The 13,565-nt window shown below is 75.0% G+C and carries 14 protein-coding genes; 4 read left to right on the top strand and 10 right to left on the bottom strand.

Annotated features, from left to right (window positions below; all coding sequences use genetic code 11):
- Positions 1 to 144 precede the first annotated feature (144 nt).
- Positions 145 to 1,221 carry an endo-1,4-beta-xylanase gene (locus tag ACYVO2_RS26625; protein WP_461010540.1) on the top strand — a complete coding sequence of 359 codons (1,077 nt, stop codon included), beginning with the start codon at positions 145 to 147 and terminating at the stop codon, positions 1,219 to 1,221.
- Positions 1,222 to 1,272: 51 nt separating this feature from the next.
- Here the strand turns inward: ACYVO2_RS26625 and ACYVO2_RS26630 are convergent, their stop codons facing one another.
- From ACYVO2_RS26630 to ACYVO2_RS26645, 4 genes are all read right to left on the bottom strand, one after another.
- Positions 1,273 to 2,265 carry an NUDIX hydrolase gene (locus tag ACYVO2_RS26630; RefSeq protein WP_461010541.1) on the bottom strand — a complete coding sequence of 331 codons (993 nt, stop codon included), beginning with the start codon at positions 2,263 to 2,265 and terminating at the stop codon, positions 1,273 to 1,275.
- 172 nt (positions 2,266 to 2,437) lie between these two features.
- On the bottom strand, positions 2,438 to 2,989 hold the full coding sequence (locus tag ACYVO2_RS26635) for a GNAT family N-acetyltransferase (RefSeq protein WP_461010542.1): 552 nt from the start codon (positions 2,987 to 2,989) through the stop codon (positions 2,438 to 2,440).
- A 188-nt stretch (positions 2,990 to 3,177) separates the two neighbouring features.
- A complete protein-coding gene (locus ACYVO2_RS26640) occupies positions 3,178 to 3,372 on the bottom strand; it encodes a hypothetical protein (RefSeq protein ID WP_461010543.1) in 195 nt (64 codons plus the stop codon).
- Positions 3,373 to 3,586: 214 nt separating this feature from the next.
- The gene (locus ACYVO2_RS26645) at positions 3,587 to 5,089 is read right to left on the bottom strand and encodes an MFS transporter (RefSeq protein ID WP_461010544.1); all 1,503 of its coding nucleotides are present in this window, start codon (positions 5,087 to 5,089) and stop codon (positions 3,587 to 3,589) included.
- 86 nt (positions 5,090 to 5,175) lie between these two features.
- Here ACYVO2_RS26645 and ACYVO2_RS26650 point away from each other — a divergent pair, with 86 nt between their 5' ends.
- A complete protein-coding gene (locus ACYVO2_RS26650; RefSeq protein ID WP_461010545.1) occupies positions 5,176 to 5,691 on the top strand; it encodes a MarR family transcriptional regulator in 516 nt (171 codons plus the stop codon).
- A gap of 103 nt (positions 5,692 to 5,794) precedes the next feature.
- Here the strand turns inward: ACYVO2_RS26650 and ACYVO2_RS26655 are convergent, their stop codons facing one another.
- From ACYVO2_RS26655 to ACYVO2_RS26665, 3 genes are all read right to left on the bottom strand, one after another.
- Positions 5,795 to 6,016: a DUF6480 family protein gene (locus ACYVO2_RS26655; RefSeq protein WP_461010546.1), complete on the bottom strand. Its 222-nt coding sequence runs from the start codon at positions 6,014 to 6,016 to the stop codon at positions 5,795 to 5,797.
- Between the two features lie 122 nt (positions 6,017 to 6,138).
- Positions 6,139 to 6,891, bottom strand: a complete 753-nt coding sequence (locus ACYVO2_RS26660; RefSeq protein ID WP_461010547.1) for a maleylpyruvate isomerase family mycothiol-dependent enzyme — start codon at positions 6,889 to 6,891, stop codon at positions 6,139 to 6,141.
- The gene (locus ACYVO2_RS26665; RefSeq protein WP_461010548.1) at positions 6,812 to 8,128 is read right to left on the bottom strand and encodes an MFS transporter; all 1,317 of its coding nucleotides are present in this window, start codon (positions 8,126 to 8,128) and stop codon (positions 6,812 to 6,814) included. The genes ACYVO2_RS26660 and ACYVO2_RS26665 overlap by 80 nt, the downstream gene beginning before the upstream one ends.
- A 16-nt stretch (positions 8,129 to 8,144) precedes the next feature.
- On the opposite strand from ACYVO2_RS26665, the gene ACYVO2_RS26670 reads away from it, so the two are divergent.
- Positions 8,145 to 9,365: an ROK family protein gene (locus tag ACYVO2_RS26670; protein ID WP_461010549.1), complete on the top strand. Its 1,221-nt coding sequence runs from the start codon at positions 8,145 to 8,147 to the stop codon at positions 9,363 to 9,365.
- A 23-nt stretch (positions 9,366 to 9,388) separates the two neighbouring features.
- Here ACYVO2_RS26670 and ACYVO2_RS26675 read toward each other — a convergent pair whose 3' ends face one another.
- Together ACYVO2_RS26675 and ACYVO2_RS26680 are read right to left on the bottom strand one after the other, a co-directional pair.
- Positions 9,389 to 9,904: an ATP-binding protein gene (locus ACYVO2_RS26675; protein WP_461010550.1), complete on the bottom strand. Its 516-nt coding sequence runs from the start codon at positions 9,902 to 9,904 to the stop codon at positions 9,389 to 9,391.
- A 647-nt stretch (positions 9,905 to 10,551) separates the two neighbouring features.
- Positions 10,552 to 10,887, bottom strand: coding sequence for a hypothetical protein (locus ACYVO2_RS26680; RefSeq protein ID WP_461010551.1), 336 nt, complete (start codon positions 10,885 to 10,887; stop codon positions 10,552 to 10,554).
- Positions 10,888 to 11,500: 613 nt separating this feature from the next.
- On the opposite strand from ACYVO2_RS26680, the gene ACYVO2_RS26685 reads away from it, so the two are divergent.
- Positions 11,501 to 12,499: a glycerophosphodiester phosphodiesterase gene (locus ACYVO2_RS26685; protein ID WP_461010552.1), complete on the top strand. Its 999-nt coding sequence runs from the start codon at positions 11,501 to 11,503 to the stop codon at positions 12,497 to 12,499.
- A gap of 57 nt (positions 12,500 to 12,556) precedes the next feature.
- Here ACYVO2_RS26685 and ACYVO2_RS26690 read toward each other — a convergent pair whose 3' ends face one another.
- Complete coding sequence (locus ACYVO2_RS26690) at positions 12,557 to 13,411, bottom strand: DeoR/GlpR family DNA-binding transcription regulator (protein ID WP_461010553.1); 855 nt, start codon at positions 13,409 to 13,411, stop codon at positions 12,557 to 12,559.
- Between the last annotated feature and the right edge of the window lie 154 nt (positions 13,412 to 13,565).

Genomic DNA, 13,565 nt, shown 5'->3' on the forward strand with positions numbered 1-13,565 from the left:
CTTTCGGAGAAGTTTCGGAAATGAAGTCCCGCGCAACGCATTGACGTTCCGCCCGGCGGAGTCCAGCATTCCTGATGACGCAGCCGGGAGCGCTCCCACTTCGCACTGACACCCCCGCACGGTGACAGAAGAAGGGACCCGCACGTGTCAACCACCCGCAGCCTCACCCGCCTCACCCGCGCCCTCGCCACCCTGGCCGGCGCCGCCCTGATCGTGCCCCTCGGCCTGGTCTCCACCGCCGGCGCCGAGCCGGCGGCGGACTCCGACCGGGCCGCCGCCGCCACCCTGCGCGAGGCGGCCGCCACCAAGGGCAGGTTCGTCGGCGCCGCCCTGTACCAGGGCGCGCTGAACAACGAGGCCTCCTACCGGACCATCGCCGGCCGTGAGTTCAGCAGCGTCACGGCCGAGAACGAGATGAAGTGGGACGCCACCGAGCCCAACCGCGGCCAGTTCTCGTACGGCCGCGGCGACGCCATCGTCAACTTCGCCGCCTCCGCCGGGCAGCAGGTCCACGGGCACACCCTGGTGTGGCACAGCCAGCTCCCGAGCTGGGTGAACGGCGTCCCCGCGGGCGAGCTGCGCTCGGTGATGAACAACCACATCACCAACGTGATGCAGCACTACCGGGGCAAGGTGCAGACCTGGGACGTGGTCAACGAGGCGTTCAACGAGGACGGCTCCCGCCGCCAGAGCGTCTTCCAGCAGAGGATTGGCAACGGCTACATCGCCGACGCCTTCCGGGCCGCCCGCGCCGCCGACCCGAACGCCAAGCTGTACATCAACGACTACAACGTCGAGGGCGTCAACGCCAAGAGCAACGCCATGTACAACCTGGTCCGCGACCTGCGCGCCCAGGGCGTGCCCATCGACGGCGTCGGCCTCCAGGCGCACTTCATCGCCGGGCAGGTCCCCAGCTCGCTCCAGCAGAACATCCAGCGCTTCGCCGACCTCGGCGTGGACGTGCGGATCACCGAGCTCGACGTGCGCATCCAACTGCCCGCCGACTCCGGCAAGCTGAACACGCAGGCCAACGACTACCGGAAGGTCGTCCAGGCGTGCCTGGCCGTCTCCCGCTGCCGCGGGGTGACGATCTGGGGCTTCACCGACAAGCACTCCTGGGTCCCCGGCGTCTTCCCCGGCTACGGCGCCGCGCTGATCTACGACGCCAACTACCAGCCGAAGCCCGCCTACAACGCCGTGCTCTCCAGCTTCGGCGGCTGACGCGGCGCACACCCCCGGGGCACCGGCACCCGGCCGGTGCCCCGGGCGGGGTCAGCCGTCCCCCACCGGCCGGCCCGCCTCCAGATAGAGGGTGGTCGCCCGCTCCCGTGCCCGCAGCGCCCAGTGCAGGCGGGCCCGGCGAGCGGGCGGCAGCCGCTCCGCGGCCTCGGCCTCGGTGAAGAAGCGCCACTCCCGCAGCTCGTCGCCGGGCAGTCGCAGCCGGGGCCGCTGCGCCGGGTCGAGCACGCCGCCGTCGAACAGCAGCCGCATCCCGCCGAACCCGGGCGGCGCCGGCGGCTCCCAGTCGGCGACCAGCAGCCGCGGCACCCCGGCCAGCTCCACCCCCAGCTCCTCGGCGACCTCGCGCAGCCCTCCGCGGGAGGGCGCCTCGCCCGGCTCGACCACTCCGCCGGGGAACTCCCACCCCGGCTTGTAGGTGGGGTCCACCAGCAGCACCCGGCCGTCCTCGTCGAACAGCAGCACCCCGGCGGCCACCGTCGCCGCCGACGGCTCCGGGGTCTGCACGATCCGCCGCAGCGCCGCGCCCTCGGTGACGAGCTTGGCGATGCGCTCGGCGGCCTCCTCGGGGCGGAGCTGCCCGGCGTCGACCACGCAGGCGTCGTCCGCCAGCCAGGGCAGGGCGGCGCGGTAGGCGGCGAGGTGCTCGGTGAGCGCCGGGTCGGAGCGGCGGGAGCCACGCGCCCGCAGGATCGTTTCGTCGGTGTGCAGCAGGATGTGGTGCACCCGTATTCGGCGCGCGGCGAGCCCGCCGAACAGCTCGTCCCTGTGCTCCTGGCGCAGCAGCGTCATCGGCACCACCAGCGGCCCGCCCGCCTCGTCGAGCAGCGCGGCGGCGGCGTCCACGACCAGGCGGCGCCAGGCGGGCAGCGCCTGCGGGTCGGCGACCCGCTCCGGCAGCGGACCGCGCAGCACTCCGCTGACCGTCTCCGGGTCGAACAGGACGCTGCCGGGCAGCAGATCGAGCAGGGCCCGCGCGGCGGTGGTCTTGCCCGCCCCCCACGCGCCGTTGATCCACACGATCACGGTCGTCTCCCCCTCCCAGGACGGCCCCCGCGAACCGAGCACCCCTGTGAACTGCCCTGACGGCGGCGACCCGCAAACGCGGCCGCGCACCGCGCGTGGACGGCGCCCGGCGGGCCGAGCGGGGCGGATGCGGTTCTGCGGCGGTTCTCCAGCCGGGTTCGAGGCGGCTCGCCTACGTCAGCTCGTGGGCGAGCGCGGCGTAGATGTACTCGCTGCCCCACCGCGTTCCGTCCAGGTCGTTCTCCACCAGGTGCGCCTCGCGCCGCATGCCCAGCCGCTCGCAGACCCGCACCGAGCCGGTGTTCTCCACGTCCAGGCGGGCGAACAGGCGGTGGGTGCCGAGCTTGTCGAAGGCCAGCGCCGCGGCGGCCCGCGCGGCCTCGGTGGCGTAGCCGTGCCCGTGGTGGCCGGGGTGGAACACCCACCCGATCTCCGTCTGGCGGGCGTGCGCGGAGGCGAGCTTGAGGTGGATCTCCCCGACGACGCCGGGCTCCGAGCGGCGGCACACGGCCAGGGTGAGCGCGTCGCCTTCCCGCTCCCACCGGGTCGCCCGGGACGCCGCGGCGATGACCTCCGCGCAGCCCTGGCGGGTGTGCGGCGGGCGGTACAGATAGCGGGCGACGTCCTCCAGGGCCTGGTAGGCGTACATGTCCTCGACGTCGTCCGGTGTGAACAGGCGCAGCACGAGCCGGTCGGTGGTGAGGGGCAGGGAGGTGACGTTCACGGGCGCTCCGGGCGGTCGCTGGGGGAGGGACGGGCGCTGGGGGAGGGGCGGGCGCGCCCGCGGCGGCGCGTCGGGGCCGCCGGCCTGCGCGGCCGCGCTGCTCACGCCCGCCCCTCCGGGCACGCGCACACGATCCACCGGAGCCCGTGATCCGTCAACGCGATTGTTCGGCACCGCCCCGGGCCCGCTCAGGGGTGGAGCGCGCCCACCGCCGACGCGGTCGCCGACAGGGTCTCGGCGATGCCCGGCGCCAGCGAGGTGTCCGACAGCGAGAAGCCGAGCAGCAGGCAGACCACGGCGTGCGTCACGCGCAGCTTGCCGCTGCGCAGGAAGACCACCACCAGGATCAGCAGCACCAGGAGAACGGACACCGAGACAGCCATGCGTACCTCCTCGGGCCGCGCGGGGCCCGGCGGCGGAGCGGCCTCGCCGGTCAGTGTCTCGCGGCGCGGGCGCGGGGCCCGCGCCGCGAGGGTCCTCCGATCGGGTACTTGTCGCCCTGCTCCCGGGCCGCCCACCGCGGCGCGGCGCGGCGGTGCCCGGCTTCGCGCAACCCCGTGGCGCGAAGCCGGGCACCCGTTCCCGGCGTGTTGCGGGCTACTTGGCGACGGGCAGCCGCTCCTCGCCGGCCGGGGCGGCCTCCTGCCCGGCGGGGGCCGACCCGCGGGCGACGACCACGCTGTGCGGCGGCCGGCGCCTGCGCAGCCCCGTCAGCATCAGCAGCAGCCCGGCCACGGCGAACCCGGTCACCACGGCGAGCCCCGGCCGGTAGCTGTCCAGCACCTCCTCGGGCGTGGCCGCGCCCTCGCCGCGCGCGGTGACCACCGCGGTGACGACGGCCAGCACGATGGCGCCGCCGACCTGCACACTGGTGTTGAGCAGGCCCGCCGCCATGCCCTGCTCCTCGTCCGGCACCCCGGTGGTGGCCTGGATGTTCAGCGCCGGGAAGACCAGGGCGCAGGCCACGCCGATGAGCAGCATCGTCGGCAGGACCACCGCGACGAAGCGCGGCTCGATGCCGACCCGCAGGAACAGCGCGTAGCCCACGGCGAGCACCGCGAACCCGGCGGCCAGTACCCGGGCGGTGCCGAACCGGTCGACCAGCGGGCCGATCCGGGTGGAGGCCAGCGCCACCAGCGCGCCGGCGGGCAGGAACGCCAGCGCGGTCTCCAGGGCCGACCAGCCCACCAGGGACTGGAAGTACTGCGTGACCAGGAACTGGAAGCCGACGTAGGAGCCGAAGAACAGCACCGCGCCCAGGTTGGCCCGCACCTGCGCGCCGGAGCGCAGGATGCCCAGCCGCACCAGCGGGTGGGCGGTGCGCAGCTCGACGGCGACGAACGCGGCCAGCAGGACGGCGAACACCGCGAACGACACCAGGGTGCGCGCGGCGAGCCAGCCCACCTCGGGCGCCTCGACCACGGTGAAGACCAGCAGCAGCATCGACGCGGTGCCGGTCGCGGCCCCCGCCAGGTCGTAGCCCTGCCCCTCGCGGCGGGCGGACGGGCTGCGCGGGATCAGCTTGATGCCGGCGACGAGCGCGATCAGCGCGACGGGGGCGGGCAGCAGCATGGTCCAGCGCCAGCCGACCTCGGTGAGCAGGCCGGAGAGCACCAGGCCCATGGAGAAGCCGGTGGCGGCGCAGGAGGTGTAGATGGCCAGGGCCCGGTTGCGGGCGGGGCCCTCGGGGAACGTGGTGGTGATGATCGACAGGCCGGCGGGGGCGGTGAACGCGGCGGACAGGCCCTTGACGAAGCGCATGGCGATCAGCAGGGGCCCGGAGTCCACCAGGCCGCCGAGCAGGGAGGCCACGGCGAACACGGCGAGGGCGACGAGGAACACGCGGCGGCGGCCGAGCAGGTCGGCCGCGCGTCCGCCGAGGAGCAGCAGCCCGCCGTAGCCGAGGATGTAGCCGCTGACGACCCACTGGAGCGTGGCGGTGGACAGCTCCAGGTCCTCGCCGATGGACGGCAGGGCCACGCCCACCATCGAGACGTCCAGAGCGTCCAGGAACATCGCGCCGCAGAGCACGAGCAGGGTGCCCCACAGGCGGGCGCTCCAGCGCTCGTCGGTGGTGGTGCTGGAAACGGATGTGGTCATGCGCAGGACCATACATGCACATGCATCTAATGCAAGCGAATTTAATGTGGATGCATAAAAGATTTGATCTCTGGTAACGTTCGGTCATGCGCCAGAAGGACATGGCCCCCGAGGACGCGGCCCCCGCCCCTTCGGACGACGCCGGCCACGCGCCCCGCGACGGGGCGGCGGACGGCGACGGATCCCTGGTGCGGCGGTGGCGCGAGCTGCTCAGCCTGCACGCCACCACCTGGTGCGAGCTCGACCGGCTGCTGCACGAGCGCCACGGCATCGGGGCGAGCGAGTTCGAGGTGCTCGACCAGCTCTCCGAGGTGTGCGTGGCGGGCAGGCCGGCGCTGCGGGTGCAGGAGATCGCCCGGAACGTGCACCTGACCCAGAGCGCGCTGTCCCGGCTGATCGGGCGCTTGGAGAAGGAGGGCCTCGTCGCGCGGGGGATGTGCCCCGACGACCGGCGCGGCGTCAAGGTCGGGCTCACCGAGGAGGGCAGGCGCCGCTGCGAGCAGGCGCGGCCCACCCACCGGGCCGTGCTGGCCCGGATGCTCGCCGGGGGAGCCGGGGCCGACCGCCCCGCGGGCTCCGCCGGCTGCGCGGCGGGCGGCTGAACGGCGGAGAGCCGAACGGGTGAACCCGCCGGGCGCGCCCTCGCGCGCGCCCGGCGGGTGCGGTCGGCGGGCCGGGCCCGGCGTCCCCGGCCCGGGGTGCGCGTCAGTCCAGGATGTGCGTCACCGCCATCGTCACCAGCCCGAGGACCACGACGAGCGCCGAGACCAGGATCAGCAGCGTGGGCGTCGGACCCCAGCCGCCGCGCCGCTCCTCCCGGTGCACGGTCAACGCCCTGGTGGCCCCCGCCTCCCCCGGCGGGGTCTCCTCGGGCGGGACACCCGCCGACTCCACTCCGGGGGTCCGGTACGGATCTGTGCTGGCCATGACTCCTCCAACCGTCGGGGCTGCCCGGGTTCCCCGTTCCCCAGGCGCTACCCCGTCCGCGGGAGGGTCATGTACGCCGCGCGCACGGGTCCGCGCGGCGGGCCGCGCCCGGGGCGGGCGCGTCAGACGGCCGAGCGCTCCCGCCACAGGTCGAGCAGCGAGGCGTCGCCCGCCACGTCGAGCACGTCCGTGGCGGTCCGGTTCCACAGCGCCAGGTACAGGTCCTGGGCCGGGCCGGTGACCGTGCAGTCGGGGACGGCGGTGCCCTCGCGCTCCACCCGGGGCGGGTCCGCGGACAGGTGGACGTACCACGGCGCGCCGCCCTCGTCCGCGCGCACCAGCAGCAGCGCGGGCTTCTCCGTCCGCATCCGGCTGCGCGGCAGGGAGTGCACCCCGGCGAGGAGCTCGTCGATCCCGTCCAGCGCGAAGTCCGCCGGCACCGGGCTCAGTCCGTCGCCCGCGGCGGTCTCCGCGTCCACCCGGTGGATCGCGGTCTCGTGCGCCTGCCTGCGCGCCCAGAACGCCTTCGGCGTCAGCGTGCCGAACATCCGCCAGCAGTCCAGGTCGTCCGGCGCCGAGCGCAGCGTCTCCAGCAGCCCGGCGTGGCTCTCCCGGAACCACGGCACCAGGCACTCGTCCGTGGGCATCGGGCCGACCGCGCGGTCCCGTTCGGGGCCGGGAGGGAGCCGCTCGGCCAGCCGCCCGGCCACGGTGGTCCCGGCCCAGCGCATGATCCCGCCCATGTGGTGGACCAGGTCGCGCACCACCCAGCCGGGGCAGGTGGGGACGGCGGCGTCAGGTCCGCTGCGCGTCGCGGCGGCGATCAGCAGCTCGCCTTCCCTGCGCAGCGCTTCGAGGTGATCGTCGATCTCCATGGGGTGATTGTGGCGCAGTCCCCCGAACGGCGTAAGCGACGCCCGCGGCGAGCGCGGCCAGCAGCGCCACCGTCGTCAGCGCCCTCGGCAGCCCGGACCACTCGGCGAGCAGGCCGATCGTGGGCGGCCCGAGCAGCATGCCGCTGTAGCCGAGCGTGGACGCGGTGGCCACCCCGCTCGGCCCGGCCAGCGCCCCGGCGCGGGCGATGGCGACCGGGAAGAGGTTGGCCAGGCCGAGGCCGGTGACGGCGTAGCCGGCGACCGCGAGCCACACCTGCGGCGCCAGCGCGCCGGCCAGCATCCCGACGGCGGCGGTCAGGCCCCCGCCGACCAGGGCGGTGGTCTGACCGACCCGCTCCAGCAGCCAGGTGCCGGACAGCCGCCCCACCGTCATGGCCAGCGAGAACGCGGCGTAACCGGCGGCGGCGAGCCCCGGGCCCGCGGCCAGGTCCTGCTCCAGGTGCAGGGCGCCCCAGTCGGCGAGCGCGCCCTCGCCGTACGCCGTGCACAGGGCGATCAGACCGAACACGGCGACGATCCCGGCGGGGGCGCGGGAGGTCGATCCGGGGGGTGCGTCGCCCGCCGCGGGCGCGGAGAGCGCGGCGGGGGCTGGGGCGGCCGGAGGGGGAGTGCGCAGCAGGGCGCGCGCGCCGAGCGCGGTGACGACCAGGCCGGTCCCGGTGAGCAGCAGCAGGTGCCGGGTGGGCGTCAGATGCGGGGCGAGCAGGGCGCCCAGGCCCGCGCCGACCAGGCCGCCCATGCTGAACGCGGCGTGGAAGGCGGGCATCACGGGACGGCGCAGCGCCGCGACCAGGTCCACGGCGGCGCTGTTCATCGCCACGTTGAGCGCTCCGTACGCCCCGCCGAACACCAGCAGCACCAGGCCCAGGGCGAGCACCGACCGGGTGAGCGGCGGCAGCGCGACGCTGAGCGCCAGCAGCGCGCCGCACACCACGGTGAGCGGGTGGCTGCCGTATCGTGCGCACAGCCGCCCGGTGACGATCATGGTCAGCACCGCGCCCGCGCTGACGCCGAGCAGCGCCATGCCGAGCTCGCCGGGGGAGGCGTTCACCTGCTCCTTGATGGCGGGGATGCGCACCACCCAGCCGGCGAAGATGAACCCGTCGAGCGCGAAGAAGACCGTGAGGGCGACGCGCAGACGGGCCAGGGAGGAGGGGGAGTCCGGGGAATCAGGGGGAGGGGAGGAGGGCGGGGGTATTTTGTTTAGTGGCGGCACAAAGTAAGAATAGGGTGTGACACAGACTCGGACAAGGCTGGAACGCGGCCGCGGGGTGCTCGGTCCGGCCCTGGCGCTGGTGCACACCGGCCGGGCTCCCACCCGCGCCCTGCTCACCACCGCCCTCGGGGTGACCCGGGCGACGGCGGGCGCGGTCACCGCGGAGCTCGAGGCGCTGGGCCTGATCCGGGTGGACACCCGCCCGGGGGCGCACGGCCCCGGCGCGCACGGCCGTCCCTCGCACCGGCTGGAGATCGACGCCGAGGGCCCGGTGGTGCTCGCCGCCCAGGTGCACGTGGACGGGTACCGGGCCGCGCTCGTCGGCCTCGGCGGACACGTCGTCGCCACCGCCCCGGGCTGCATGGCGGTGCCGGAGGACCCCGCGGGCGTGCTCGGCGCCCTGATGGAGGCCGGCGCCGACCTGCTGCGGGAGCTGCCCCGGCGGTGCGTCGGGGTGGGCCTCGCCGTGCCCTCCGCGGTCTCCGAGCCGGAGGGCGCCGCCCTGGACCCGCTCAACCTCGCCTGGGCCGTCGGCGCCCCCGTCCGCGACACCCTCGCCGAACAGGTGCGGCGGGCCGGGCTCATCGGGCCCGGCGGCCGTCCGCTGCCGTCCTTCGTCGGCAACGACGCCAACCTCGCCGCGCTCGCCGAGCACCGGCACGGCGCCGGGCGCGAGGCGCGCCACCTGCTGTACGTCACCACCGGCCACCGGGGCGTCGGCGGCGCGCTGGTGCTCGACGGCAGGCTGCACACCGGAAGCGCGGGCCTGGCCCTGGAGGTCGGCCACCTGACCGTGGACCCCGGGGGCCGCGAGTGCCGCTGCGGCGGCCGGGGCTGCCTGGACGTGGAGGCCGACCCGCTGGCGTTCCTCGAGGCCGCGGGGCGCGCCCCGGGACCGGAGACCTCGCTGCTGCACCAGGCCCGCGACCTGCTGCACGGCACCTACGCCGACCCCGGGGTCCGGCGCGCGGCCGACCGGCTCATCGACCGGCTGGGCCTCGGTCTGGCCGGCCTGGTCAACATCCTCAACCCCGACCGGATCGTGCTGGGCGGGCTGCACGAGGCGCTGCTCGCGGCCGACCCGGGGCGGCTGCACGCGGTGGTCGCGGAGCGCAGCCTGTGGGGGCGCGGTGTGCCGCTGCTGCCGTCGGGCCTGGAGCACGCGGGCCTCGTCGGCGCGGCGGAGCTGGCGTGGCAGCCGGTGCTGGACGACCCGCTGGGAGTGCTCTGCGGGTGACGCTCGACGGGTCGCCGTCGCGCTCAGTGCAGCGCCCGCACCCGGCCACCCGCCCCCGCGGGCACCGCGAACCCGTCGCGGGCCGCCGGGGCCGCGCCCGCCTTCTCGCCGGCGACCGGGGACGCCGGCGGGGGCGGAGCCGGATGCCCGTCGGCGAGGCTGAACCACACGGTCTTGCCGCCGCCGGCCTCGTTCCACGCCCCCCACTCCTTGCTCAGCGCCGCCACGATCGCCATGCCCCGCCCCGAGGCGCTGAGCAGCGGGGGCAGCGACGCCACGGGCAGCCGCGGGTCGCCGTCGTGCACCGACACCGTCAGGCAGCCGTCGAGGTGGACCATCTGCACGGTGCACCGCTTGTCCGGCTGGGCGTGCTTGTGGACGTTGGCCAGCAGCTCGGTGAGCCCCAGCACGGCGGGGTCGATCAGCGGATCCAGGTGCCAGTACCGCAGTTGCGCCTGCACGATGCGCCGTACCTGCCTGAAACGTGGCGGCGCTGCCTCGAGCTTCAGCTCGCAGCGCCTGGTCAGCTCGATGGTCACGACTGCGACTCCCTCCGCCTGGGAACCCGCACTGCGACATACCGATCATGTGCGATATGACCAGATTCGCCCCGTTGGTTCTGGAGTGCAACTTCTGCCGGTGACTTGCGCCGGAAGGGCCGGGGCGCCATGCCGCGCGTGGACGCGCGGGTAGTCGAACACGCGGGACTGGGTTTGAGGAACTCGGACTGGAACTGTGCGCACTGAGACTTCGCCGACGGGGACCGCGCGGGCCGGGACGTCGTGCCGGGGGTGCGGCTGCGGCCGCGGCGGTGCGCGGCGGTGGTGCGTGCAGGGGGCCCGGTCGGGAGACCCGGGTCGGGGGTCGGGCCGGCGATCCGGCCCCGGAGGCCCGGCCCGTCGGGCGGGCCCGTGGGTGCGGCCCGGCCCGGACGCGGGCAGCCGGTCCTTCCCGCTCCGCGTCCGCGATCCCCGCGCCGCGGGCCCGCACTCGGGTCCGCGTCCGCACCGGGGATCCGGCTCACGGCCGGATCGGGCGCCGGTCCGCGGTCCCTGGTCCGCGCGTCCGGCGCGACGGCCCGGGGCGTCGCATCCGCCCCGCCTGTCCCCGCCCCGGCCGGTCGCACGCCTGCCGAGGCGCGGGGCCGTTCACCGAGCGGCGCCCACACCCACCGCGCGGCGGCGGGCTACCCCGAGCGCCTGGCGTGGCGCAGGGCGTTGAGGAAGCTGCGTACTTCCCGCTGCGCCTGGTCACCGGTGTCCGCGGTGCTCGCCTCCGCGTCGCGGCCGCCGATGGACAGCACGTAACGGGTCCCGTTGACCGTCGCCTTGGCGCTGCGGCGCGAGCCGAACCAGGACACGCTCGCCTGCACCCGGTCCACCGGGGCGCTGTCGATCTCCGCGCCCCGGCTGGTGAGCAGGCGCAGCCGCCCGTCGGTGATCTGGACCTGCCCAGCGCGCGTCAACGGCCGCAGCCCCTTGTCGATCTGCACACCCGTCGCGCTGTAGTCGGGCTCGGCCATCCTTCACACACCCCCACGAGATCCGTCACGGGCGTCGTCTCCTTCCGGAAGTGTGCATGGTGGACGGGGCAGATGCCAGGGGGCGAGGGGTCGGGTTCGGGCAAACCGCTTGTCAGCGGGTTGCGGCGGGCATATGCAAGGTGAGGGCGGGCCCACCCGGTCCCGGTCCCCCGCCACGGGCCGCGGGCCGCCGTACGGCGGCCCGCGGGAGCGCTCCCGCCCCCGCCGGGGCTGGAAGCGGTGTGCCGCCGGCCACGGCGGAAGCACGCGGTGGGGGAAGGGCGCACCGGACGGCACGTCGTACCACGGGACGAGCGCCCCCACGCCCCCTGCGCGGGAGGGGACGCCCGTGCGGAGGCCACCGGGTCCGGTGCGCGCGGCCTCGTCGGGGGGTGCTGGTGTACGAGTCCTTCTACGCGGGAGTGCCACCCGGTGTGAGGTTTGGTCAGCCGGAAGAGTGTTCCGGCGGAGTGTCGCGTCCGCGGTGTTTCGCCCATTCCGGAGCGGGTTGTATGTTCACCTTTTTGTCATGTTCGTTACCGGTCGCGGAAGTCTTCCCAGGGAAGGCTCATCCACCGCAAGGGACAACCGCGTCAAGCCGAAGGGACCCCGCATGTTCCGACGACTCGTCACCGGTGGCGCCACCGCGCTGCTGACGGCCGGCACCGCCCTGCTCGCCGGAGGGGCGCAGGCCCAGGCCGCGGAGGACGCCCCGGCCGGGGCCGGGGGCGACCGCACCACCGTCGTCGCGCACCGGGGGGCCTCGGCCTACGCTCCGGAGAACACCCTCGCCGCCGTCCGCGCCGCCGACCGGCTCGGCATCGACTGGGTCGAGAACGACGTCCAGCGCACCAAGGACGGCAAGCTGGTGATAGTGCACGACACCACGCTGACCCGCACCACCGACGTGGAGGAGCGCTTCCCGGACCGCGCCCCGTGGAACGTGCGGGACTTCACCCTCGCGGAGATCCGCACCCTGGACGCGGGCTCCTGGAAGGGCGCCGCGTTCGCCGGCGAGAAGGTGCCCACCCTCAAGGAGTACCTGGACCAGCTCGACCGGACCGGGCAGAACCTGCTCATGGAGATCAAGGCCCCCGAGCTGTACCCCGGCATCGAGCAGCAGGTCGTCCAGGTGCTCGGCCGCGAGGGCTGGCTCGACCGGTGGCACGTGAAGCACAAGCTGGTCATGCAGAGCTTCAGCGCCGAGTCGGTCAAGACCTTCCACGGCCTCCAGCCGCTGGTCAAGACCGGATTCCTGGGCACGCCCGCGATCGCCGACCTGCCCGAGTACGCCCGCTTCGCCGACCAGATCAACCCCCGGTACACCACCGTCACCGCCGACTACGTCGACGCGGTGCACGCGGTCAGGGGCGTCCACGGCAAGCCGCTGGAGGTGTTCACCTGGACCGTCAACGACGGGGAGCAGGCGCGGACGCTCGCGGAGACCGGGGTGGACGGGATCATCACCGACGTGCCCGACGTGGTGCACGAGGCCGTCAACGGGCCCCGCGGCGCGGCCCCCGCCGACGCGACCGCGGCCGACCCGGCCGACCTGGCGGACGTCGCCGACTCCGCCGACTCCGCCGTCGTGGCCTCCGCGGACGGGCGCTGACGCGCGCCGACCGCGGCGCGGCTCCGCCGGCCCTGGTGCGGGGCCGCGCCCGCGGCGTCACCCGGCGTCGGCGGAGCCCGTCTCCTCACCGGCGATGACCAGCTCCCGCAGGTGCTCGGAGATCTCCTCGCGCAGCGCCGGCGGCATGCCCGCGTCGGTGACCCAGGTGTCCATCTCCTCCAGCGAGGCGAACGAGCTCAGGCCCACCATCCCCCACTTGGTGTGGTCCGCGACCACCACCACCCGGCGCGCCGAGCACATCAGCCGGTAGTGGGTCTCCGCCTCGGCCAGGTTCGGCGTGGACAGGCCCGCCTTCACCGAGATGCCGTGCACCCCGAGGAACAGCACGTCGAAGTGGAGGGTGCGGATCGCGCGGTCCGCGATCGGGCCCACCAGGGAGTCCGACGGGGTGCGCACCCCGCCGGTGAGCACCACGCTCGCCGGCGCGCCCTGGCCGTTCTGCGGGCGCGCCCCCTGCGCCCACCTGCGCTGCGCCGCGGTGAACACGTTCGACACCGGCACGGAGTTCGTCACCACGGTCAGGTCCGGCACGTCCACCAGTTGCTGGGCCAGCGCATGGGTGGTCGTCCCGCCCGACAGCGCGATCGCGCTGCCCGGCACCACCATCTTGGCCGCCTCCTTGGCGATGGCCTCCTTCGCGGACATCTCCAGGCTGGACTTCGCCTCGAAGCCGGGCTCGTGGCTGCTGGCGTCCGCGACCGGCACCGCGCCGCCGTGCACCTTCTCCACGACGCCCTGGCGGGCCAGCGCGTCCAGGTCGCGGCGCACGGTCATGTCGGAGACGTTGAGCTTGCGCGTCAGCTCGTTCACCCGCACCCCGCCGCGCCGCCGCACCTCGTCCAGGATCAACGCGCGCCGCTGCTCGGCGAGAAGATTGTGGTTGTCGCTCAAACCGCCGCCCCCTGGTCCTCACCCTCGTCGCGCCGCCTCCCGCGGGCGCCGCCGCCATCCTCCCACGCGCCACAATCGGGCACGACCCGCCCATGAGGGGGTGGTGAGACGGCAAGCGGAGGGCCGCGGCCGCTCCGCCGCGCCCGGCCGGCTC

This window comes from Streptomyces capparidis, assembly GCF_054782095.1.